Annotated in this window: 19 protein-coding genes and 2 tRNA genes; 4 read left to right on the forward strand and 17 right to left on the reverse strand. The window is 61.7% G+C overall.

The annotated features are described in order from the left end of the window. Positions 1–384: 384 nt before the first annotated feature. The 11 genes from DMP06_RS06645 to DMP06_RS06695 all read right to left on the reverse strand — a co-directional run bounded on the left by DMP06_RS06645 (position 385) and on the right by DMP06_RS06695 (position 14,661). Entirely contained in the window at positions 385–1,446 is a 1,062-nt protein-coding gene (locus DMP06_RS06645) for a nucleoid-associated protein (RefSeq protein ID WP_123208959.1), read from the reverse strand. 316 nt (positions 1,447–1,762) lie between these two features. Then, positions 1,763–2,458: a cytochrome b/b6 domain-containing protein gene (locus tag DMP06_RS06650; protein WP_123208960.1), complete on the reverse strand. Its 696-nt coding sequence runs from the start codon at positions 2,456–2,458 to the stop codon at positions 1,763–1,765. A gap of 1 nt (position 2,459) precedes the next feature. Next, positions 2,460–4,118 (reverse strand): nickel-dependent hydrogenase large subunit, encoded by a 1,659-nt coding sequence (locus DMP06_RS06655; RefSeq protein WP_123208961.1) that lies wholly within the window; start codon positions 4,116–4,118, stop codon positions 2,460–2,462. Further along, positions 4,118–5,353: a hydrogenase small subunit gene (locus tag DMP06_RS06660; RefSeq protein ID WP_123208962.1), complete on the reverse strand. Its 1,236-nt coding sequence runs from the start codon at positions 5,351–5,353 to the stop codon at positions 4,118–4,120. Before DMP06_RS06660 ends, DMP06_RS06655 begins: the two co-directional genes overlap by 1 nt. 253 nt (positions 5,354–5,606) lie before the next feature. Continuing rightward, positions 5,607–6,146, reverse strand: coding sequence for a rubrerythrin (rbr, locus tag DMP06_RS06665; RefSeq protein WP_123208963.1), 540 nt, complete (start codon positions 6,144–6,146; stop codon positions 5,607–5,609). Positions 6,147–6,344: 198 nt separating this feature from the next. Next, complete coding sequence (locus DMP06_RS06670; RefSeq protein ID WP_181443030.1) at positions 6,345–7,172, reverse strand: HhH-GPD family protein; 828 nt, start codon at positions 7,170–7,172, stop codon at positions 6,345–6,347. A gap of 179 nt (positions 7,173–7,351) precedes the next feature. Further along, positions 7,352–7,759: an RrF2 family transcriptional regulator gene (locus DMP06_RS06675; protein WP_123208964.1), complete on the reverse strand. Its 408-nt coding sequence runs from the start codon at positions 7,757–7,759 to the stop codon at positions 7,352–7,354. Positions 7,760–7,765: 6 nt separating this feature from the next. Further along, entirely contained in the window at positions 7,766–9,400 is a 1,635-nt protein-coding gene (locus DMP06_RS06680) for a hypothetical protein (RefSeq protein WP_123208965.1), read from the reverse strand. A gap of 106 nt (positions 9,401–9,506) precedes the next feature. Beyond that, a complete protein-coding gene (locus DMP06_RS06685; RefSeq protein ID WP_123208966.1) occupies positions 9,507–10,208 on the reverse strand; it encodes an HAD family hydrolase in 702 nt (233 codons plus the stop codon). A gap of 110 nt (positions 10,209–10,318) precedes the next feature. Continuing rightward, positions 10,319–12,295 (reverse strand): ABC transporter ATP-binding protein, encoded by a 1,977-nt coding sequence (locus DMP06_RS06690; protein ID WP_123208967.1) that lies wholly within the window; start codon positions 12,293–12,295, stop codon positions 10,319–10,321. Then, complete coding sequence (locus DMP06_RS06695) at positions 12,292–14,661, reverse strand: ABC transporter ATP-binding protein (protein WP_123208994.1); 2,370 nt, start codon at positions 14,659–14,661, stop codon at positions 12,292–12,294. Before DMP06_RS06695 ends, DMP06_RS06690 begins: the two co-directional genes overlap by 4 nt. A 377-nt stretch (positions 14,662–15,038) precedes the next feature. Here DMP06_RS06695 and DMP06_RS06700 point away from each other — a divergent pair. The 3 genes from DMP06_RS06700 to DMP06_RS06710 all read left to right on the forward strand — a co-directional run bounded on the left by DMP06_RS06700 (position 15,039) and on the right by DMP06_RS06710 (position 17,022). Further along, positions 15,039–15,115 (forward strand) — tRNA-Asp (locus DMP06_RS06700). A 16-nt stretch (positions 15,116–15,131) separates the two neighbouring features. Then, a tRNA-Asp gene (locus DMP06_RS06705) sits at positions 15,132–15,208 on the forward strand. A 533-nt stretch (positions 15,209–15,741) separates the two neighbouring features. Further along, positions 15,742–17,022 (forward strand): O-acetylhomoserine aminocarboxypropyltransferase/cysteine synthase family protein, encoded by a 1,281-nt coding sequence (locus DMP06_RS06710; RefSeq protein ID WP_123208968.1) that lies wholly within the window; start codon positions 15,742–15,744, stop codon positions 17,020–17,022. Positions 17,023–17,127: 105 nt separating this feature from the next. Here the strand turns inward: DMP06_RS06710 and DMP06_RS06715 are convergent, their stop codons facing one another. Continuing rightward, positions 17,128–17,898 (reverse strand): YczE/YyaS/YitT family protein, encoded by a 771-nt coding sequence (locus DMP06_RS06715; RefSeq protein ID WP_220092545.1) that lies wholly within the window; start codon positions 17,896–17,898, stop codon positions 17,128–17,130. Between the two features lie 413 nt (positions 17,899–18,311). On the opposite strand from DMP06_RS06715, the gene DMP06_RS06720 reads away from it, so the two are divergent. Next, a complete protein-coding gene (locus DMP06_RS06720) occupies positions 18,312–18,899 on the forward strand; it encodes a phosphatase PAP2 family protein (RefSeq protein ID WP_161957853.1) in 588 nt (195 codons plus the stop codon). A 280-nt stretch (positions 18,900–19,179) separates the two neighbouring features. Here the strand turns inward: DMP06_RS06720 and murB are convergent, their stop codons facing one another. The 5 genes from murB to DMP06_RS06745 all read right to left on the reverse strand — a co-directional run bounded on the left by murB (position 19,180) and on the right by DMP06_RS06745 (position 23,915). Continuing rightward, entirely contained in the window at positions 19,180–20,103 is a 924-nt protein-coding gene (gene murB / locus DMP06_RS06725) for a UDP-N-acetylmuramate dehydrogenase (protein ID WP_123208970.1), read from the reverse strand. Between the two features lie 164 nt (positions 20,104–20,267). Next, complete coding sequence (locus DMP06_RS06730; protein WP_123208971.1) at positions 20,268–20,627, reverse strand: arsenate reductase family protein; 360 nt, start codon at positions 20,625–20,627, stop codon at positions 20,268–20,270. After that, a complete protein-coding gene (locus tag DMP06_RS06735) occupies positions 20,624–22,333 on the reverse strand; it encodes an FAD-dependent protein (protein ID WP_123208972.1) in 1,710 nt (569 codons plus the stop codon). The genes DMP06_RS06730 and DMP06_RS06735 overlap by 4 nt, the downstream gene beginning before the upstream one ends. A gap of 92 nt (positions 22,334–22,425) precedes the next feature. Beyond that, on the reverse strand, positions 22,426–23,667 hold the full coding sequence (locus DMP06_RS06740; RefSeq protein WP_123208973.1) for an aminoacetone oxidase family FAD-binding enzyme: 1,242 nt from the start codon (positions 23,665–23,667) through the stop codon (positions 22,426–22,428). After that, positions 23,658–23,915, reverse strand: a complete 258-nt coding sequence (locus DMP06_RS06745; protein WP_123208974.1) for a hypothetical protein — start codon at positions 23,913–23,915, stop codon at positions 23,658–23,660. Before DMP06_RS06745 ends, DMP06_RS06740 begins: the two co-directional genes overlap by 10 nt. Between the last annotated feature and the right edge of the window lie 123 nt (positions 23,916–24,038).

Genomic DNA, 24,038 nt, shown 5'->3' on the forward strand with positions numbered 1-24,038 from the left:
GCCTCGTCCGCCCATCCATCCGCGCGTCCCGCGCGCTCCGCATGCCTTGCCTATTCCGCCCATCTCACGCACTACGAACTCTTCGGTAGAAAAAAGCCCTTATTTGCTAACTTTTCGACCCTGCGGTAGAGAAACAGCGTTATATGTACGTCCCAAAGCGCACCGCGGGGAGCTGTAGCTATTATCTATAAAAGACGAGCAGGCATTTTAAGAATTGTTAGAGCCTCTTTGATACAAAGCGAGAGTCACCCATCGGCTCGAGAGCACAAATAACGCCATTTTGGGAAACGCATTCGCCATTCTTAGCAAATAATGCGTTTTTTGGAAATGGATCTCCCTGCGAAGCGCCATGAAGCGGCATCTCCTTGCGGCCGCGCCCAGCGCCTAGCGGTTCTCGATATGGCCGATGTTTTTGAGTTCGATAGAGATAAGCCCATTGGGCTCGCTGATAAACTCGATGAAATCAGGGTTGGTCGAGTATTCCGAGGGAAACGTGATCTCGATGCCGGTATCGGTGCGGATCTTGTGGTTGCGCGCCACGCGCTCCACGGCCTTCTTCTCCACGGGCACGCGCTCGGGCACCTCGGCAGCCACCGCCTCCTCGAAACGACGCTGCAGCGGCTCGTCGTCGAACACTTCGGCGCCCAAATCCCACGGCGCCAAATACTCCAACTCCTCCGTCGCCTCGCTCATCATGGCGGCCTTGGCCTTGGAAAGCGCAGCGGCACTGTTGGCCCCGTACTCGTCGGCCACTTCCTCCACGATGCGCACCACCGTATCAAGCACTTCCTTGCTGGACGCTTCGCTCGAGCATTGAAGCAGCCCGTCGGGAATGAGATAGCGCTCCTCGCCCGAAATCTCACGCGGCTTATCGGCGAAAGAGACCGCCAGCGTTTCGGCGTCCACGAGCGCATAGGACGACACCTTCTGCGACGGATTGGGAAGAATCGCGAAGTGACGCTTCACGTCCACACACGTGCCGCCCGTCTCGCCGGAACCGACCTCGTGCATGTACGCTTGACGGCTTTCGAGCAAAAACATGCCAAAGTGACGCTTTCCCTGCGCCTTATAGGCCGCCTCCATCTCCTCCTCAGTCGCGTCGGCAGGAGGCTTTGGCGCATCCTCTTCGAAATCTAGCACCAGAAGGTCGCAGGACTCCGGCTTTTCCATATGGCCTAGCTCCGCAGCGAGGAACTGCGCGACCTGAACCGAAAGATCGATGAAGTCGCGCTCTCCGCGGAAATACGAACGGAGCTCGCCCGCGAACATGCTGTCGTCGGCAAACGTGCCGCGCTTCGCGTCGATTGAGCCCAGCGCCTTTTTCGCATGGCTCACGCAGTATTTCTTGGCGTTCTTATTCGTCAGATCGAGCTCTTCCTCAGAGAACACGTTTACGCACGACACGAAATCAAACACGTGCAAAATGGCATGATTGATGCGAAACATGACAACCGCCTTCGCGATGGAGAATGAACAACGGCACGTAAGCATACCAAAAAAGAAGCCCGTCGAAGCGGGCTTCTTTGAATCTGTGGGTTGGCACATGAGCAGCACGAAAGTCCGACTCCCCTGATGACCAGGCCGCATGTCCGTCTGCCAAGCGCATTCAAGATCTGTGCGGCGCCGCCCTGGACAACAAAAAAGGAGCGCACCGCCGTCAATGCGGTGCGCTCCGAGATACGCATGCAGGCAGCTGGAAAGTCCGACCGTCGCGCGATGTCTCAACGAGAGGTTACGACGACCGCATGAGCCGCGTATCCATTTAGTGGGTCTCGTGACCCAGGTTGTCCTCGCCGGAGATGTTGTGCGTCTTCATGTCGTAGGTCAGACCGCCGTGCTCGATGCCAAAGAACATGAGCTTGGTGGGGGCCAGGCCTTCGATGTTGGCCAGGTACGCATGCAGCAGCGTGAAGCAGATGAACACGTACATCATGAAGTAGTGGATGATGCGCACGCTCATCGCGCCGCCGAAGAAGTTGATGCAGGCTTCGATGGCAGGCGTGTTGGCCGTGGGCGGCCACAGCATCAAGCCGGTGAAGAACATGAACGCGATCAGGATGGGAATCGCCAGGTAGGACAGCTTCTGCGGAACGCCAAGCTTGGCGGACAGCGGATGGTCCTTCTTCAGGAACAGGTAGTACTTGATCCATGCACCCAGCTGATGGCGGTTGTCCTTCTGAGGCAGCCACGTCTTGTAGTCGGTGACCACTTCGCGGGTACCGGCCGCCGGCGCGGACTTCACGAAGAACGCCAGCACGATACGCACGATGACGTTCAGCATGATCACGAAGCCGAAGAAGATATGCACGCCACGCGCCATACCCATGAATTCAGGGAAGAACGGGAAGTGGATGCAGAAGCCGGTGAAGATCAGCAGGATCATGGAGATGAGGTTCACCCAGTGCGTGACGCGGAACGGCGCCGGATGCGCTTCGCGGTAATGTGCGAGATGGGCCATCTTACTTCACCCCCCAAGGGCTCGTCACGGTTTCGAACTTCTTACCGGTCTTAGGCTCGACGATGTGCACGGCGCAAGCGGTGCAGGGGTCGAAGCTGTGGACCGTACGCAGAGCGTTGATGGGCTTCTCGATGTCGGCCACGGGCACGCCGATCAGGGCCTGCTCCATGGGGCCGTAGTTGCCCTCCGGGTCATGCGGCGCGAGGTTCCAGGTAGACGGAATGATGATCTGGTAATCGGTGATCTTGCCGTCCTTGACCTTCTCGGAGTGGTACAGGGCGCCACGCGGAGCCTCCCAGAAGCCGGTGCCTTCGCCGGTGGTCTGGGACGGTCCCTCGAAGTAGGTGCTGTCGCCGCCCTCGATGGCCTCGCACAGCTCGGTGACCCATTCCTTCATGAGGCCCGCGATGTAGAGGGTCTCGATCTGGCGGGCGCCGGTGCGTCCGAGCGTGTTCTGCAGCGCGGAGAGATCGCCCGGCTGAGCGCCCAGAGCCTCCAGCAGGCCGTCGATCTGCTCGACGATGAACGGAACGTTGCGCGCATACGCAACCAGCAAACGAGCGAAACCGCCGGTCTCAAGCGGCTTGCCGTCGTAGCGCGGGCACTTGTTCCAGGTGTAGCGGTCGTCCACGTTGTACTCGGTGAACGCGGGGTGCACGCCCTGCTCGAACGGAGGCAGGTCGGCGTCGCCCTCGTACCAGGAGCGGCCAACGTACTCGGTGATCTTCGACTCGTCCACATCGGACAGGTTGAAGTTCTCGTCCAGAACGCCGGCGGGCAGATAACGGTTGTTCATCTGGTCGGTGTAGGACGTAGAGGCGTCGAACGGACGCTCGAACACGCCCCATGCGCCATAGCGGCCGCAGCCCTTGCCGAACGTGGCGGCCTCGGGATAGAACTGAGCCACGGCGAGAGTGTCGGGGATCAGCGTGGAGGCAACCCAGTTGTACAGCTCGTCGACGAGGCCCTTGAGGTCATCGAGCTTCTCGGCGGTGGGCACGAAGGCGGTGCCGCCGGGAACGATGGTCATGATGTGGGGCATCTTGCCGCCCAGCAGGCCGGCGATCTCGGAGGCCTTGGCCTGCATCTGCAGGGCCTCGAGATAATGCGCGGTCAGGATGAGGTCGGCCTCGGGGGTCAGGTTGTACTCGCCGGTGTCGAACCAGTTGCCGCTGAAGATGGACAGCTGGCCGTTGTCGGCGAACTTCTGCAGGCGATCCTGCAGGCCAACGAAGTCGGCGGACGGAGTGCCCAGCTCGGTGGCCAGGTCATAGGCCGCCACGGGGTCGGCGGAAAGCGCGTTAAGCGGATTCACGTAGTCCAGGCCGGCCAGGTTGTAGAACCACAGGATGTGGCTGTGCAGGAACTGAGAGCCCTCGATCAGGTTGCGGATGATGCGGGCGTTGTTGGGAATGGTGATCCCGTAGGCCTTCTCAGCCGCGATGGAGGACGCATGCATGTGCGAAACGGGGCACACGCCGCAGATGCGCTGCACGATGAACGCGGCATCCTCGGGGGTGCGATCGCGGACGACGAGCTCCATGCCGCGGAAGCAGCCGCCGGAAATCCAGGCGTCGGTAACAACGCCGTCGGTGACTTCCATCTCAGCGCGAAGATGGCCTTCGATACGGGTAATGGGGTCGATGACGGAACGGGTCATTACTTATCGCCTCCCTTCTTGCTTGCGGCTTCCACGTCTTCCTTCTTGTACACGCCGATGGACTTATCGGGGTGCTTGGCATCCCATGCGCGCACCTTCTCGAACTCGGCGCCCTTAGGCACACGACCCGCGGCCTTCATGCCGAAGCCATGGATGACCAGGGCAACGGCCACAACGCCGGTCACAATGGGAGCGATGATCTCGGGCTGGATCAGGAAGTCGCCGACGCGCAGGTCGCGATGGCGCTTGAAGAACGGGGTGTTGACCTCGACCCAGTTCTGGCCCGGGTTCATCGGGTTGGCCTCGCAGCAACCGATGCAGGGGGCGCCGGCCTCGACGCACCAGCTGCGACGGTGGTTGTAGCGCACGATGCCGCAATTCGCCTTGGTCTGAGGGCCACGGCAACCGAGCGGATAGAGGCAATAGCCCTTGGCCTCCTCGGGGCTGCCGAACTGGTAGACGAACTCGCCGTTCTCGAAGTGGCCGCGACGCTGGCAGTTGTCATGGATGGTCTGGCCGAAGATCTGGGTGGGCTTGTTCTCGGCGTTGAGCTCGGGCAGGCGGTTGAGCAGCAGGTACTCGATGAGCACCGCGCACAGCCACTCGGGATTGGGCGGGCAGCCGGGGATGTTGATGACCGGCGTGCTGATGCCCTCTTCCTGCAGGAACTGCTGGACGCCCATGGCGTTGGACGGATTGGGGTGGGCAGCCATCCAACCGCCGTTGACGGCGCAGGAGCCGAGCGCGACCACGGCGGTAGCGTTTGCGGCAGCCTCGGTCAGATGCTCGTAGCCAGGCTTGTCGGCGACACGCAGCGCGTTGCCGTCCCAGCCCTTGAGCACAGCGCCCTCGTAGACCAGGATGTAGTTGCCGGCCTCGATGGTCTGAGCCTTTGCCTCCTCCATCGAATGGCCCGCGGCGGCGGAGAGCGTCTCGCTGTAGTTCAGCGAGATGAGCTCGAGCACGACCGTCGCGGCATCCGGGGCGTCGATCTGAGCGAACGCCTCGGTGCAGCCGGTGCAGGAAGCGCCCTCAATCCAGATAACGGGATACAGGTCGCCCTGGCTGGCGCCAATGACGGACTCCTCGAGGGCATGGGCCACGCGGGGCGCGGCGGCTTCACCCAAGCCTGCCATGACCGCGATGGTGCCGCACAGTTTCATGAAGCTGCGGCGCGAGACACCTCGCGACTCGAGCATGCCTTGAAACTCTGTGGCAGTGGCCTTGTTGTCCATACGTACACCTCCTATATAGATGTATGCTGAAGAAACTGACGGGTGGCATTATGCACCAAAATTAGTAACAAAAACGTTTGCGTTCCGTCACTTTCCGCACAGACTGGCCATATTCGCGGCAAAAGGCACGACTGTGTGAATAATAAAAGGGTTCGTAACACGATGTGCTACAAACCCAATCACCGGTAACACGTTTTTCTACCCAGAGAGAGCAAAAATGCCCGGGAAATCAATCCCGGGCATTTCATTCGCCTTAGTAGTTCTCGGCGCGAATCTCGAAGTGGGCCTGAGGATGCGCGCAAACGGGGCACACAAGCGGCGCCTCGGTGCCGATGTGGATATGGCCGCAGTTGTTGCACTTCCACGCGTGCACCTCGCCGCGCTTGAACACCTCGCCGGCGTTGATGCGCTCGATGAGCTTGCGATAGCGAGCCTCGTGCTCCTTCTCTACGGCAGCCACGCCCTCGAACAGGCGCGCGAGCTCGTCGAAGCCCTCATCTTTGGCGGTCTTAGCGAACTCGGCGTACATGTCGGTCCACTCATAGTTCTCACCGGCAGCCGCGTCGGCCAGGTTCTCCAACGTGGTAGGAATCTTGCCGCCATGCAGCGCCTTGAACCAGAGCTTGGCGTGCTCGGACTCGTTCTTGGCGGTCTCGGCGAAAATGTTCTGGATCTGAACGTAGCCGTCCTTTTTCGCCTGGGAGGCATAGTAAAGATACTTCGTGTGCGCCTGCGACTCGCCGGCGAACGCAGTCATGAGGTTCTTTTCGGTCTGGGTGCCCTTAAGCTCCATGGGTCGTCCCCCTTTCTCCCGTGGCATCGCGCCCGGGGTCGAAAAACATCGCGCAACATGCGCGCAACGGCCATGCCGTCATGCGCCAGCATACTCCTCTGCTAGCACGTTGTCTTCGGAGGAGCCGTAAACTACCGAAGAATCACCCACGATGCCGAAGCAAGCCCTCAAACCGAACGTTTCCGAGAAAGCGCGCCGCTAAAGCAAGCGCCAGCCCGCGCCGTCTCGCGCAAAGAACCCCTCGCGCTCCATATCAGCCATGATGGAATCGAAGGCGGCACGATCGATGCCGTCGCGCGCCGCCTCGCGTTCTGCTCGATTGAGGCGTGCGAACAGGTCGTCGCCGCTAATGCCCGGGCTTGCCATGACCTCACGCAGAAGCCACGAGCGCTTTTGGCGACGCGAGCCCTCAAACGCGCTCTGACGCGTATAGGCAGCGGCGCGACGACTGGGGTTCACCTGGGTTTTCTTAAGATACGCGCCCACGTCTAGCAGCGCGTAATACCACCCGCGCACGTCCTCTGCCGGACATGCGGCCTCGACAAGCGGCCGCAGCTGTTTGTCGGTCACGCGTTCGGCATCCGGGAAGAACCGATGGATGAACACGGCACGCACGTTGGTTTCGATATAGACGCAGGGCACATCGCGCGAGAACGCCGTGATGCCGGCGGCGGTGGCCTCGCCGATGCCGGGAAGCTTCATGAGCTCCTCCACCCCCTCGGGCATGCGGCCGCCGAACCGCTCGGAGCAAATGTCGGCCGCGCGCTTCAGGGCAAGCGCCCGCCGGTTGTAGCCCATGCCCTGCCACTCCTCCACCACATCGCCCGACGAGGCGGCGGCAAGGGCGTCAACGGTGGGGAACCGAGAAAGGAAGCGCTCCCAGCGGGTCAGCACGCGCGCCACCTGCGTTTGCTGCAGCATGACCTCCGAGATCCATATCTCGTACGGATCGCGCGTGTTGCGCCATGGGAGGTCGCGGTAGAGCTCTTTGCCCTGCGCCCGCACCTCGGCCACGAAAGCGTCCATATCGGCACGCGGCACCGTGAGCGCAGAGTGCGAAACCGCCCCGGACTTCGGGGCGGCAACGTTGCTTCTATGCTGTTGCGATGCGCTTCGATCGCAGTCGCCTGCGGAGCGAGCAGACCGGAGGGCATACATGTCCGGTCGGCCGTCACATGCACCGGCATCTCCGGTGCGCGCGACCATTAGGCGTGCCCCTTGGAGAACAGCGCGTCAAGCGTAATGGAGTCGAAAAAGTCGCGAAGAATGTTGTCAGCCTGCTTCCATACGCTGCGGAACTCGCACATGCCGCACTTCTCGCAATACTCGGGATTGTCGGCGCACGGGGACATCATGAGCGGCCCCTGCAGCGCCTCAAGCACCTCGAGCAATGTGGTAGTGGACGGATCGCATGCCAGCGTCAGACCGCCCTTGGCTCCACGCACGGTCTTGAGCAGACCGGCGCGCACCAGGTCATGCTGAATGCTGCGCGCGAACGCATAGGGAATCCCCTCTCGGTCGGCCACCTCGGACACCGACACGTACGCGTCCTTGCTCTCGTAGGCAGCGCGAATGATGCGGCACGCGTAATCGCTTCTGCGGGTCAGCTCCATCGCGCATCACCAGCCCATCGCATCGTCGGCGCCCAGGCGGCCGCCTTCGGCCTCGAACCGCTCGATCTGGGCGCGGAATTCCTTCACAACGGCATCCTCCAACTGGTGGTATTCATCGGAATCCAGCGGCTGGAAGTTAGAGATGTGCTCGTACATCATCTCCTGAGTCACCGGCACGTAGTGGCGCGACTTAAGACCCTGGCGATACGCATCCTCCACCGCCTCGCGTGCCGCGGTGGCGATGTCGGTGCGCGACAGATTGCGCGACAGGCGCGTAAGCCTGCTCAGGTCGAGCTGCCTGATAGACGGATGGTCAAGCGCCATGCAGTCCCAAATCGCGCGACGCTCGAGCTCGTCGGGCAAGTAGATATCCACGATATGCATAGGCTCCATAAGGTCATAGAGGTAGCCCTGATCGGGTGCATCGCCGGCCATGGATGCGAGCACGTAGATATCGGGGTTGGCAACAGCAGTACTGATGAGGGTGATCGCCTCGCGCGCGGCACGGGCCATATTGGCGAACATGATGCCCTCGCCGTCGGAGGCGGACGCCGCCTCGATGAGCGGCGCGCCCCACAGATCGATATCCTCGAGCACGAGCACACCCGGGGCGTCAAGCGTCATGCGCCCGGTCAGGCGCGGCTGGCGATCGGCAGACACGGTGACGCAGAGCACGGGCATGCCCTGCGGGCCGGGCTGCATCTGCACGCGCATCGCGGGAAGCCCCAGCTCGCCCACCACGGCCGTCATGAACACCGAGGCGTCTTCGCGCGACGAGGTGCGGTACACCACGGTGCCGTTGGCGGAAAGCTTATCGAGCCCATGTTGAGCGCGCAGCGTATCGATGAGCAGGCGATATGCCTCGTCCTGTTTGATGCCGATGCCCAATGCGCGGGTATCCTCGATGATGCCGTCGAAGCCCACCAGATCGCTGAAATCCATGGTGCGGCGCGGCGCCGTGCGCGTATCGGCGTCTTTACCCTTCGCCGATTTAAGCTTGCCTACGCCCACGATGCGCGCCTTGCTAGCAGCCGGCGCATCCGCCGAGGCGCTCTCCGTTGAAGAGGCTTCCCCTTCAACGACCGCATCGGACTGATCGCCCTGCTGCGCCTGAACCTCCAGCTCATCAAGCTGCCCTTCGGGCTGCTCCTCCCCCGCGCCGTCCTCGGACTCGGGATAGAGCGCCGAGACGATGGGGGTGATGCCTGAAATATGGGCATGCGCGCCGATTTCTTCCGAAATCAAATCAGCCATATCCTCCAGATCGGCTCGAGAAATGCCGAATTCGGAGAGCTTGTCCAGCGCCAAATCCTGCAGGCGGCGCGCGAACCGCTCGGTCTCATCACCGGTCAGATGCGGCTCAAGCTTGTCGAAAATGTATTCCGCCATGGAGCGCTCGCGCAAATCGCACGCGACCTCCCACGCCTCGCGCAGGGCGCCGATGGCGTCCATATCGGGCAGAGGGCTGCGCTTGCATGACTCCTCATAGGCGGTCATGTACAAATGCATCGCAAGCACCTTATCGCCCGCCCGTTTGGCTTCGCGGGCAGCGGAGAGATAATCGGCCCGAGGCTCGTGGGCGTCGGCTGGCTCCTGATGCTGATCGGCGAAATTGGATTCGTTGTCTTTGCTTTCGAACATGAGGGCCCACCTCCTTGGGAATTGTCAATGAAAAGGTATCAGTTAAAGTTTAGACAAGCGGAGGCGCACGCGCAAACCGCGTGGGAAAGATTTGAGCATTGCGCCCTTAATTCTTCACATCCTCGCTCCAGTCGAGCACGGTCCAGCCGCGGCGACGCGCCTCGCGCTCGAGCGGATTGTCTGGGCACACGGCAAAACCGCGCGTGGCGGCAGAAAGCAGCGGCGCATCCGAATGGTGGTCGCCGTAGGCCTCCACGAGCTCCCAGTTTCCAACGCCGTAACGGGCATCGGCGTAGGCGCGTATGCAGTTGACCTTCTCCTGGCCCTCTACGCACGGCCCATCAACATGGGTGGTATAGCAGCCGTGCTCATCCACCGCCATCTTGGTGGCGATGAATCCGTCGAACGGATGGAGCTCCTGGGCGCGTTGGATGATGGGCTCGAACGTGGCGGAAACCACAAGCACCTCTACGCCCTGTTCTCGCAGCGCGCGCATGGCGGCATCGGCCTGCGGGCGGAAGCGATCCTGCCCTGCGATCACCTCATCGTAAAACGCGCGCAGATACTCGTCGGCCTCGCGTTGCGGGAGCCCTTCGAACGCGGTGAACACAAGGCCCCTCACCCACGCCTCGTTCTGAGGCAGGCGCAGCTTGTAAGCGATGCCCCACGACGCGATTTTCGCGGTGACGCGTTTTCCCAGAAGTTTGTCGCGCAAAAGGTAGCGCACGAGCAGAACGGGGGAATTTCCCCTGATGGATGTGCCATCGAAATCGAAGGCGGCAATTTTATGTAGAGTGCTTCCAGACATATCTTTCTCAATCGCTCAGGCGCCGCCCCGCGCACGTCGCGAAAAGCGGCACCTGAAATTCTAACCTTCGCAGCGCCTATCGGCAAATCCGCGCACCAAAACGGGGGCGTTTATCTCTCGGCGCAATCGGTCGCCTCCGCATCGGCGAACTGCGAGTTATACAGCTCGGCATACGCTCCGCCAAGTTCGAGCAGCTGCGCGTGCGTGCCCTGCTCCACGATGTCGCCGTGGTTGAGCACCAGGATCAGATCGGCATTTCGAATCGTGGAGAGCCGGTGCGCGATCACGAACGACGTTCTGCCGCGCATCAGGTTATCCATCGCCATTTGGATGCGCTCCTCGGTGCGCGTGTCCACGCTCGAGGTGGCCTCGTCCAGAATAAGCATGCGGCGATCGGCCAACACGGCGCGCGCGATGGTGAGCAGCTGGCGCTGACCCTGGCTGATATTGCTCGCGTCCTCGTTGATCTCCATATCGTAGCCGCCGGGCAGCGTCGAGATGAAGTGGTCGGCGAACGCCGCCTTGGCAGCCGCCTCCACCTCGGCATCGGTCGCATCGAGACGCCCGTAGCGTATGTTCTCGCGAATGGTTCCCTTGAACAGCCACGTGTCCTGCAGCACCATGGCGAACTGCGCGCGCACCTCGTCGCGGCTCATGTCGCGGATGTCGCGCCCGCCGATTCGGATGGCACCTCCATCCACGTCGTAGAAGCGCATGAGCAGCTTCACCATGGTGGTTTTGCCGGCGCCCGTGGGACCCACCAGCGCCACCGTCTGGCCGGGGGCGACCTTCGCGGAGAAATCCTTGATGACGGGGGAGTCGGGATCGTAGCCGAAACGCACATGGTCGAACTCCACGCTCATGGGCGACTCGCCGCTTTCCGCGCCGGAGCGAGCAAGCGCGCTGCTCCCTGCGTCAACGCCGAAATGCGACGTCCCGCTTGCCGCATCGCACGCCTGCTTCGGCGCCACGGCGTCAGCGGCCGGAACCGCATCCTCCTCATCGGCGTCGAGGAACTCGAACACGCGCTCGGCTGCCGCAGCCATCTGCTGGAGCACATTGGACACCTGGGCAAGCTGCGTGATGGGCTGCGTGAAGTTTTTCACGTATTGGATGAACGCCTGGATGTCGCCCACGGTTATTGCCCCCTGAATGGCAAGCGCAGCGCCCGACACCGCAACGGCCACGTACCCAAGATTGCCCACCAGGTTCATAGCCGGCATCATGAGGCCCGAAAGGAACTGCGACTTCCAAGCCGATTCGTAGAGCTTCTCGTTGGTGGCTCGGAACTTTTCGAGCATCTGCTCCTCGCGACCGAACGCATGCACCACGGCGTGACCCGAGAACGTCTCTTCCACCTGGCCGTTGATGGCACCGAGGTTCTTCTGCTGGGCGCGGAAATGCTTCTGCGAATGCGACACCACCACACGCACCAGAACAAGGGACACCGGCACGATGAGCAGCACGATGAGCGTCATGGGCGCGTTTATGGAAAGCATCATGGCCACCACGCCCACGATGGTCACGGCGCTGGTCACAAGCTGCGTCACGCCCTGGTTGAGGCTCTGGCCGAGCGTGTCCACGTCGTTGGTGATGCGCGAAAGCACATCTCCCGTGCTCGTGCGCTCGAAATAGCCCATAGGCAGGCGGTCGATCTTCTCGGCAATGCGCTGACGAAGAATATAGCAGGTCTTTTGCGAGATATGGGTCATCTGCCAACCCTGCACAAACGAGCAGGCGGCAGATATGCAGTAAAGAGCGAGCGTGGTGGCGAGGATGGTTCCCACTGCGCCGAAGTCGATGCCGCCCGTGCCCGCGACCTTGGCCGCTATGCCCTCGAAAAGCTCGGTGGTGGCGGTGGAGAGCACTTTGGGACCCACGATGGTGAACACCGTGGATGCCACGGCAAACACGAGCAGCACGACAAGCGAAACCTTGAATGCCCCCATGAACGCCAGCAGCTTCTTCATCGTGCCCTTGAAGTCGGCCGCCTTCTCCCCCGGCATCATCGCACGGGGGCCGTGGCCCATAGGCCCGCGGCGAGGCGGGCGCGAAGAGGCCTGAGCGTGCGTGTCACGTGCGCTCATCGGACCCCACCTCCTTTCTGGGCATCCCCGCCTTGGGCGGCGCCTTTCTCCTGTGCGGCACCTTCCTCGCAGGCGGCGTTGTCGCACCGGACGGCACCATCCCCCTGCGAGAGCGTGCGCTCGATCTCGGCGGGCGAAAGCTGCGATTCGGCGATCTCGCGGTACGTTGGGCAGGTGCGCAAAAGTTGGGCGTGAGTGCCGCGGCCCACCATCTCGCCATCGTCAAGCACCACGATGGTGGTAGCGTCGAGCACCGTGGAGATACGTTGCGCCACGATGACCTTCGTGGCATCTCCCAACTTAGATGCGAGCGCCGCACGCAGGCGGGCGTCGGTCGCGTAGTCGAGCGCCGAAAAACTGTCATCGAAGAGATATGCCCGAGCGTCCGTAGCGATGGCGCGGGCAATCGAGAGACGTTGGCGCTGACCGCCCGATACGTTATCGCCGCCTTGCGACACGAACGACTCGGCGCCCTCTTCCTTCTCCCCCACGAAATCAGCCGCCTGCGCGATCTCAAGCGCGGCGCTCACGTCGTCGTCGCTTGCCTCGGGCGCGCCGAACCGCACGGTATCGGCGATGCTGCCCGAGAACAGAAACGCCTTTTGGGGTACGTAGCCCAAAAGCGAACGCAGGTCGTGCTGGCGCAGGGAGCGCACGTCCACGCCGTCGATGAGCACAGCGCCCGCCGACACGTCATAGAAGCGCTCGATCAGTTTGAGCACGGTAGACTTGCCGCATCCCGTTGGCCCGATGATCGCCAGCGTATCGCCCGGCTCGGCAATGAAGCTGATATGGCGCAGCACCGGCTCGCTCCCCTCGTCGTAGGCGAAGGTCACATCCTTGAACTCGATGCGCGCGCCGCGACGCTCCCCTGCGGCCCCAGAAGCAGGCAGCTCCACGGGGCGAGCGGGATCGTGGATGGAGCTTTCGGTAGAAAGGACCTCGTTCACGCGCTCGGCGGCGACATCGGCGCGCGGCAGCATGATCGCCATCATGCCGATGATCAAAAACGACATGATGATGACCATGGAATAGGTGATGAACGCGATCATGTCGCCTGTCTGGATGGTGCCGGAATCGATATAGGAGCCGCCCACCCATACGATGAGCACCGACACTCCGTTCATTACGAGCATCATCGCGGGCATCATGAAGGTCATCGCGCGGTTGGTGAACAGCTGCGTGCGATACAGGGCGGTGGACGCGTCGTCGAAGCGCTTGTATTCGAAATCCTGACGGCCGAAGGCGCGGATGACGGGCAAGCCGTTGAGCATCTCGCGCGCAACCAGATTCACGCGATCGATGAGCTTCTGCATGACCTTGAACTTGGGCAGCGCGATCGCCATGAGAATGCCGATGATCAGGAAGATCACCACCACGGCGAGCACGATGATCCAGCTCATAGAGGCATTGGTGCGCGACACCATGATGATGCCGCCGATGGCGAGGATGGGCGCGTAGAGCACCATGCGCAGCACCATGGTAAGCACCATCTGAATCTGCTGGATGTCGTTGGTACCGCGCGTAATCAGGGATGCAGCAGAGAAGCGTTGGACCTCGGCATCGGAAAACGAGAGCACTTTGGAGAACAGCCGCTCGCGCAGGCCGCGCGCCACCTTGGCGGCCGTGCGCGACGCAAGAAAGCCCACCGCCACCGAGACGATGGCCATGAGCGCCGCAACGCCGAGCATCTGGGCGCCGATGCGCAAAAGGCAGCCCATCTGGATTGCCCCCATGTCGAGCCCCAGCGCCTCGTACTCCGCCTTCACGGCCGCGATGGCCTGCTGGTCGACGAGCGAATCACTCACGCCAGAAAGGTGATCTTTGGCGGAATCCACCATGGAAAGCACGTCGTCCTTAGAAATCGAGCCGGCCTGGTACGCCTGGACGAGCTGCGCAAGGTCGAAGCCGTCCTGCATGAACGCCCCATTGGCAGAAGCCGACTCCTCTCCCGAGGATGCGGCGGCATCCCCTCCTGCGGCGCCCCCCGACGCGCGTGCGCCCTCCTCGGACGCCTGGTCGGCGAAGTACACGATGGCCATAGGCCAAGCCATAGCGTCATCGAGAGCCTCGCGCTGCTTGGAGCCCTCATCGGTGAGCGCATACGTGCCGTCATCGGATGAGGCATACGACGCGCGAATAAGGCTCTCCCCTTCCTCAGAGGCCAGCATGCACGTGGCTTCGAACGTGGACGCACGCATCTGGTCGGGCGAGGCATGCTCGATGCCGCTTTGCTGGATGCCGACATCGACCAGATCAGATGTGTAGCGCGGAAGCGACAGGTCGGCGAACGCCTGCACGATCAGCAACGCGACAATCAGCACAACCGCCATTTTCGAGTTCTTCAGATAACGTAATATGCGCACAAGACGCCTCCGTTCCTTGCTCTCGTGCGAATTGAATGCGCCGAAAAGGATTGAGCCCGCACGGCATTTGATGGAAAGCGTAAGTGTAGACCCCAGATTTGAATGAATCATGGGGCGCATGCCGTCAATATCCAATCGTTAATGATTCGTTGAAGAATCTGTTTCCTCTTGATGGAAGAAGCGCCGCGGGCGCCAGAGCGGGCCCCATCGAAAGTTCGTGGAGGTCCACGTCTTGCAGAAACGCCGCGGGCGCCAGAGCGGACCGCGCGCACGCTTTCGGAAAAAAATTTTAAAGAAGTTGAAAATTCTTCTTGCGCGTTGGATTGTTTCTCGGTACTATATGCGGGCTGCTTCAGAGAGCAGCGGTTGAAACTGATGGGGTGTTAGCTCAGTTGGTTAGAGCGCCGGCCTGTCACGTCGGAGGTCGCGAGTTCGAGTCTCGTACATCCCGCCATCATTTTCAACGCACTGGGGTGTTAGCTCAGTTGGTTAGAGCGCCGGCCTGTCACGTCGGAGGTCGCGAGTTCGAGTCTCGTACATCCCGCCATCTGATTTGCAAAGAGCCTCTAAGGGGGCTCTTTTTTTATTTCTCAAAGACCCGAATGAAACCCATCGAAGCGGATTCCACCCTGCCATGTGGTCAAAAATGCTTCCAATGGGCGAACAGGGCGCTCGTTTTCGACGGGCTGGTCAAATTCGCCCCGAATGGGCGATTGGCTCGTTCGCAGAACCGCAGACATCGCCCAATCTTGCCATCTCGGCGGCGCGAACGCCCGAAAACACCCGGAAAGCTGGGCGACGACACCGATTCTCGCCCTTTGAGCCGCCTCCCAGAGGCTGGGCGGGCCGCAGGGAACCCGCCCAGCGCCCATTTGAGGCGTTTTTGACCGCGGCGTACGCCAAACGCAAAAGACAACCCCGAAACGACACGTCGCAACGCCATGCGACTATTGCGTTAAATCCTCCTCGCGAAGCAGCTTGACGGGCAGGCAAACGTATAATGGCTCACGCATCATTGGGCTCGCCTCGGACGCATCCGCAATGCGACGATGGCGAGCGGAAGAAGCGTTAGGAGTCCCCATGACCGAACAGATCGGCACCACTTGCGTTCAGGGCGGCTATCGTCCGGGCGACGCTGAACCGCGCCAGATTCCCATCTATCAGTCCACCACGTGGAAATACGACACCTCCGAGCACATGGGCAAGCTCTTCGATCTCGAGGAGTCGGGCTATTTCTATACCCGCCTGCAAAACCCCACCAACGATGCCGTAGCGGCGAAAATCGCCGAGCTCGAAGGCGGCGCGGCAGGCATGCTGACCTCCTCGGGGCAGGCGGCTAACTTCTTCGCCGTGTTCAACATCGCAGGCTGCGGCGATCACGTGGTGGCAAGCTCTGCCATCTACGGCGGCACGTACAATCTGCTCGCCCACACCATGCGCCGCATGGGCCTGGAGTGCACTTTCGTTGCCCCCGACTGCTCCGACGAAGAGCTCGAGGCAGCTTTCCGCCCCAACACCAAATGCGTATTCGGCGAGACCATTGCCAACCCCGCGCTCGCCGTGCTCGACATCGAGCGCTTTGCCCAAGCCGCCCACGCCCATGGCGTACCGCTGATCGTTGACAACACCTTCCCCACGCCCGTCAACTGCCGACCCATCGAATGGGGCGCCGACATCGTGACGCATTCCACCACTAAATACATGGACGGCCATGGCGCGGCGGTCGGCGGCGCGATCGTCGACTCCGGCAATTTCGACTGGATGGCGCACGCGGACAAGTTCCCCGGCCTTACCACTCCGGACGAAACGTATCACGGCGTGGTATACGCGGAGAAGTTCGGCCAGGCAGGCGCATTCATCACCAAAGCAACCGCTCAGCTTATGCGCGACTTCGGATGCATCCAGAGCCCCCAGAACGCGTTCATCTTGAACCTGGGTCTGGAAAGCCTGCACGTGCGCATGCCGCAGCATTGCAAGAACGGCCAGGCGATGGCCGAGTTTTTGAGCCAGCATCCCAAGATCAGCTTCGTCAAATTCCCCGGCCTTCCCGGCGACAAGTACCATGAGCTTGCCAAGAAGTATTTGCCCAACGGGGGTTGCGGCGTAGTGAGCTTCGGCTTTGGGGGCGGGCGTCCCGCGGCAGAGACGTTCATGAAGAGCCTCAAGCTCGCCCAAATCGCCACGCATGTAGCCGACGCGCGCACCTGCGTGCTGCACCCCGCCAACGCCACGCATCGCCAGATGAACGACGAAGAGCTCGTGGCCTGCGGCATCAGCCCCGACATGGTGCGCCTGTCCTGCGGCATCGAGTCCACCGAGGACCTGATTGCCGACGTCGCCCAGGCGCTCGAGCAAATCTAGCGCCGCAAGCGCAACCGCGCACGGCAGCACACGTATCGCAGCCATACACCACGAAGGCGCCCGAGCAAGGGCGCCTTTTTCGTCTTTGCTCCCGGCCTGGTTTCCCTAGGCGCGCTCGCCTACCGCCTCGCACGATTCCGTATCGGACGCCTTGCGCGCGCCGGTCTTCCTCAGGATGGAATCGATGCGCTCGCACTTGATGCGCAAGTTCACGATATGGCCGGTCAGCGGCACATGCTTGTTGCAGAAATTGACCACATTGCCCACGAGCACCGCCGACACAAGCGTTCCTATGCCAATGCCGTTGAGGTAGCCGAAAAACGCAAACGAAAGCACGATCGCGATAGCTGCAAGCGTCGAGTCGAACGCGACCTTGCACGACCCGAAGCGCTTATGCGTAAAAATCGAGATGGCACGCACGGCGCCTTCGCCCGGCACCAGCAGCACATTCGGAGCCACCTCGATGCTTACGCCAAAGCCCAGCACCGCGCACCCCAGCAACAGAGCCGCCGCCTGCTCGAATATCGACACCGGCGTAAACCACGCGAGCAGAGCCATGCCCACATCGATAAACGCCGAGAAGGCGACGTTCACCAGTATCTGCAGCCATTGGAACGCCTTGAAGTCACCCCGCAGCAAAAGCGGTTGGATAAGAATGAAGAGCATGTTCATTACGAACGTGAATATGCCGAGCGTGAATGGAAACTCAAGGCTCAGCACATAGGCCACGCTGGAAATAGGAGAAGTGCCGAGCGCCGCCTTGGTTATGAGCGCGATGCCGAACGAGTTGATGAAGACGCCCACGATGAACCACGCCCAACGCTCTACGAGCATGCGTATACGCGCCGACTTCAGCTTCTTCATTCGCTCTTCCATGCAATCGCTCCTTCTATCGCTCGTATGCCGCTCATCGACCCATCCACTCGCAAAGCGCCGCAACGAAACAGCACGATCAAAACCCGAACCGGCTATTCTGTCGAAGCAAAGCGCCACAGCATGGCGATCGGCGCGCAAGCAGAATGCCCACGGAGAGCGACCATGCAAACGCCGTAATGTTCATCTGTAGAATGGGTTGCTCCTATTGTACGCCCGCACACGGCGCCGTCGCGCAATCAACAGATTCGCGACAGCAACCCGTTCGGCTGCTCTTGGTCGCATCGCCATGCACGGTCGCAGGCTCACGACCACGAGCACGGGCGCGGGCGCGGGCGTACAGGCATTTCATGGAGTCAGACAGACGTTGCCGCATTGTAAAATCCAGGTAAAGTCGCTCTGGTAGAATGCCGAGCATGTTCGAAACGATCACACATACCGACCTGGACATCCTGCACGCCATCAAGTCATCGCTCGCATCGCCGGCGATGGATTCGGTCATGGCGTTTATCACCACGCTGGGCGATATGGGCTTCATCTGGTTCGTCGTGGCGCTCACCGCCATCATGCTCAAGAAACACCGCACGTACGGCATCGCCATTATCGTGGCCATCGCCCTCGCTTACGTCATCGGCGACCTGGGCCTCAAGCACCTCTTCGAGCGCCCCCGCCCGTTCTTGGCGGATCCCACGCTCGCAACAAATCTCATCGAGCTTCCCAGCAGCTTCTCGTTTCCTTCGGGCCACACGTCGAGCTCGTTTGCCGCGGCAACGGTACTGTGCCTGACGCCTTTTGCGCACCGTTGGTTCAAGCCAGCCGCCGTGGCGGGCGCCGTGGCCATCGCGTTTTCACGTCTGTATTTATGCGTGCACTACCCCAGCGATGTGTGCGCCGGAGCGATCCTGGGAATCGTCTGCGGAATCCTGGCCGTACGCGTCGTAGGCATCCTCGCCGCCCGTCACGCAGACGCCAAGAGAGAAAAAACCCTGCATAAGCGGGGCTAGTCGGAGGAGGGAAAGGTCACCGCGCGAAGCGCGAACCGAGGGCACGAGGCATTTGGTGGTGCTCAAAGCCCAACCGCACTTGTGAGCGAGGCGGCCAGCGAAGCGCCGCCGCCCCCAGTGGGCGATGAAGCCCCAATCATCCGGTTTCCCATGCGCTCTGGAGCAGTAAACACGCCGGTGGCGTGTTTAGTCCCTGATTTCTGCGCGCGAGAGCGCGCCGGAGGTTCCAAAGGGGGAGGAGGGAAAGGACTCTTCCTTTCCCTCCTCCCCCCCTTATAGATCAGAACCCCCACATCTTCACTTCGGGCTCCAAGCGCACGCCGAACTCATCAAACACGCGATTCTGCACATCGACAATCAGCTGACGCACATCGGCCGCCGTAGCGTCCCCGGCGTTTACCACGAACCCGGTATGCTTGGTCGACACCTGCGCACCGCCTACGCGATAGCCGCGCAAGCCCGCATCCTGAATGAGCTTGCCGGCAAAATACCCCTCAGGTCGCTTGAACGTACTGCCGGCGCTAGGCATTTCGAGCGGCTGCTTCTCCTCGCGACGAGCCTTAAGATCGTCCATGCGGTCTTTGATAGCCGCCGCGTCATCGCGCGCCAGATCGAGCACCGCCTCAACAACAATGTAGCCCGCATCCCCCATCATCGAATGACGGTACGACCAGTCAGCCTCCTCGCGGCTCACGCGCACCGATTCGCCCGCAGGAGTCACGCACGCAAGCTCGACGCACACATCCTTGAACTCACCGCCATATGCGCCCGCATTCATGATGGACGCGCCGCCGATGGTGCCAGGAATGCCGCTCGCAAACTCGAATCCGGCGAGCCCCGCTTCGAGGGCCACACGCGCCACCTGGGCATTCGTCGCACCCGCCTGCGCGACGATGCGCGTATCCTCCACGCGCACGGAAGCCATGTTGTCCAGAATCTGCATCACCACGCATCGCAGTCCCGCATCGGCCACCAGAAGATCGCTTCCATTGCCCACCACGGCAAGCGGCGCGCCCGCTTCGTCGCACGCGCGGACAACCGCCGCCACCTCATCGGCGGTACGGGGCATCACATACGCATCGGCAGGGCCGCCGATTTTAAACGTGGTATGCGCGCTCATAGGCTCGTCTGCACGCACGTTTTCTTCTCCGACGATTCGTGCGAGCACTTGAATCAAATCAGGGCTTACGACAGCGTTCGCCATATTCTTCCTTTCAACCGAACTCATATGTCGAGCATACCGAACGAAAGGCGTCAAATGTACGGTAAAACGTCATTCAGGAAACGATTTCACCGTTACAATGACGTCCTTTCAAATAGAAAAAGGAGGCATCCTCGAGGACGTCCCTTGGGCACTCCTAGGAGTCCCTACAGCAAAGCCGCTTCCCACTCGGGCTCCTTAAAGCCCACGAGAACAAAGCCCTCGCCCACCACCAGCGGACGCTTGACCAGCATGCCGTCGGTTGCCAGAAGGTCAAAGCACTCCTCATCGGTCATGCCGGCATCCAACTTGGCCTTAATCCCCAGCTCACGATACTTCATACCGCTCGTGTTGAAGAAGCGGCGCACGGGAAGGCCGCTCGCCTTATGCCATGCGGCAAGCTCGGCCGCCGTAGGGTTCTCCTCCACGATATGGCGATCGACGTATTCCACGCCATGCTCGTCCAGCCACTTCTTTGCCTTTTTGCATGTGGAGCATTTGGGATACTCAACGAACAGTACGGTCATACACCGCTCCTTTCTTTCTTGAACGCCTGCATTACGGCCTCGGCAACACGCAGGCCGTCGGTCGCGGCGGACATGATGCCGCCCGCATAGCCCGCGCCCTCGCCGCACGGAAACACGCCGGAGCACAGAGCGCCGTTGGCAAAATGCGCCTGCAAGGTCTCCTTGTCGCGCACGATGCGCACCGGGCTCGAGCTACGCGCCTCGACGCCAGTCAAAATCGCATCGGGCGAGGCAAACCCGTGCAGACGCCTGTCGAACTGCGGAAGCGCCTCGGCGATCGAATCCGCCACGAACGCGGGCAGCACATCGCGCAAATCGCCCCAAGCGACTCCGCGAGCGTACGACGGGCGAACGGGATTGCGCGCTCCCGCATCCGAACTCGTTGCGCGGTGCGTCAGAAAGTCCCCCACGCGTTGGGCTGGCGCCGCATACGTTTTGCCGCTCGCGTCATACGCCGCGCGCTCCATGAGGCGTTGCAGCTCGACGCCGGCGAGCACGTCATCGCCCGGCAGGTCACGATCCTCAACGCCCACGAGCACCGCCGCATTGGCGTTCTCGCCGTCGCGCGCGAAACGGCTCATCCCGTTCACGCACACGCCGCCCTCCTCGGATGCCGCGCACACCACCTCGCCGCCGGGGCACATGCAAAACGTATACACCCCTCGTCCGTCAGGGAGATGCGCGGCAAGCTTGTAATCCGCCGCGCCGAGGGCGGGGTGATTGGCAGCCGCGCCGTATTGGGCGTGGTTTATGAGCTCCTGTGGATGCTCTATGCGCACGCCCACCGCGAACGGCTTGCGCTCCATGAGCAGCCCGGCATCGCGCACTTCTTCGAACGTGTCGCGGGCGGAATGCCCGCAGGCGAGCACGCACGCATTCGTTTTGATCGTGCGTTCCCCGCCCGATGGATCGGTCACACGCACGCCCGTAAGCATGGCGCCCTCGAAGCGAAATCCCTCGAAGCGCGTCCGAGGCATCACCTGGCCGCCCATGCGCTTGATTTGCTCGCGCAACGACGACACGATATCCACCAGGTTGTCGGTACCCAGATGCGGCTTCGCTTGCCACAGAATCTCCTCCGGTGCACCGGCATGAACGAAAATGCGTAACACGTCTTTGCAGCGCGGGTTCTTGATGTTGGTGGTCAGCTTGCCATCGGAGAACAGCCCCGCCCCGCCTTCGCCGAACTGGATATTGCATTCAGGATCAAGAGGGCCGCCCGCATTGAAACAATCGATGACCTGCATGCGCCTCTCGGCCAAATCGCCGCGCTCGAGCACGATGGGCTTCGCGCCGAATCGAGCAAGCGCCCACGCGCAGAACAAGCCGGCAGGGCCCGCGCCTACCACCACCGGGCGCGGCGGAACCTCGAAAGGCTTACCGAAGCGGTACTCGCCCAAAGAGCTGTTGAACCGGAGCGGGTGGAATGCATCGTCGCCATCGCCCAAATCCTTCAGACGTGCCTGCCCCTTCGCGCCGCGTGCAAGGACCGCCCTCTCCGTCTCGCCCGCCAGCTCCACTGCGAAGGCGGCGACGAAATGGACGTCGCTCTTTTTGCGCGCATCCACGCTGCGCTTTGTCAAGCGCATACGAACGATGTCGCTCGAATCCAGCCCCAGCGCATGCGCAACGGCATGCCTTTCCAAGCTTTCACCATCCGCCAGCCCCGCATCGAGGGGAAGGCGCACGTTGCTCACTTCAATCATCGGACACCTCTTAAAAGAGCCCGCCTCCACGCGAGACGGGCTGAAGGCCTTTTTGATACGCCGCGAACCGCGCTGCGTATGGCAGGCGGCACCTACTCAGCGAATGACTGCCAGGCGATGCCGGCAGCAGCGCGCCCTGCGAGCATGCCGCTCGTCCATGCCCAATGCAGGTTGTAGCCGCCGCAGCGCCCGTCCACATCGAGAGCCTCGCCGCACACGTACAAACCGGGGTGCGCGATGCACTCCATCGTATGGGGATCGAACTGCTTCACGGCGTAACCGCCGCGCATGACCTGGGCCTGCTTGGGGTCGGCTATGCCCTTGACCTCAAGCCCGAACGATTCGGACACCATGGCGAGCACCACGGCCTCTTGCTCGGCTATGATGGGCTCGTCGGGGTTGAGCCCGGCCGCAACCACCACCGCGCGCGCGACGCGTGACGGCAGCATGCCGGACATGACCTGGACCGCCGTGCGATCGGGATGCGCCATGGCGGTATCATAGATGAAGTCAACCTTCTCCTGCGGATCCATATCGGGAAGCAGGTCTATGAAAACCGTTTGGCCCGGGCGCACGTAGCGTGACATGTCGAACGCCGCTATGCCGGAAATACCGTAGTCGCGGAACAGAACCTCGCCGCGCGTCTCGGGGCCCACCGACACGTCATCGTGCTCGGGGTCGGCCACATCAAGCCAGGCATCGCGCAAATCCTGCGCATCGACATCCAGGTAGAGGCGCGCGCGGACGCGAATGCCCGAAAGCCCCTTGATGGCTCTCGTGTCGCACTTGAGCGCCGCAAGCACCGGACGCGCCTGCTTGCACGCAACATCAGACGGCAGCAAGCCCTTGGGGGGATTGCCCCCTACGCACACGACTACGGCGTCGAAGCGCTCCGTGGAGCCATCGTCCATACGAACATCCCACGAGCCGTCCTTCGCCGCTGCGACTGCGGCAACGCGCACGCCGCAGCGCTCAACCGCCCCCGCCTCGGATGCAGATAGCCTAAGCAGGTCGAGCACGGTGGCCGCCTTGCCGCTATACGGGTAGATGCGGCCCTCTTCCTCCTGGTAGCACAAAAGCCCCATTTCGGAGAAGAACAGCTGCACCTCCTCCGGAGGAAGCGTGTTCATGGCCTCCTGGACGAACGCGGGTCGATTGTAATCCTCTGCGAAAATATCCGCGTTGCTCAGGTTGCATCGGCCGTTTCCTGTGGCAAGAATCTTCTTGCCCGTGCGATCGGCTGCCTCAAGAATCTCCACCTGGGCGCCCGCGCGCGCCGCTTCTATGGCGCATGCCAGACCCGACGCTCCACCCCCGATAACGGCTATGCGCATGACTCGGCCTCCTTGATCGTGGGGCCATGCTGGATGAAGAACGTGCACGTACGGCAGATTTCCTTCACCGGCACGCTGCGATCGACATCGGGGTTGTCGAACATCGCCAGCCCGTACGCCACCTGGTGCGTCGGACGATCGCAGGCCGCAAAGTTGCAGTCAGGCGGACACGGCTCGCCGGGAGTGTTGTGGGGGCAGCGACTCTGCATCTCCTCGTCGCAGCCACGCAAATCCCAACAATGCGCCATGATGGTCCTCCTTCGGTCGAATTGCTTGCCGCCTCACATAATACGCGGAAGCGGCGCTCTGCTGCCAAATCACCACCGTATCGGCAGTTTTTCAAAGCGAATGAGTCATGCGCCAGAAAAGGG

It is taken from the genome of Slackia equolifaciens (assembly GCF_003725995.1).
GTDB lineage: Bacteria > Actinomycetota > Coriobacteriia > Coriobacteriales > Eggerthellaceae > Slackia > Slackia equolifaciens.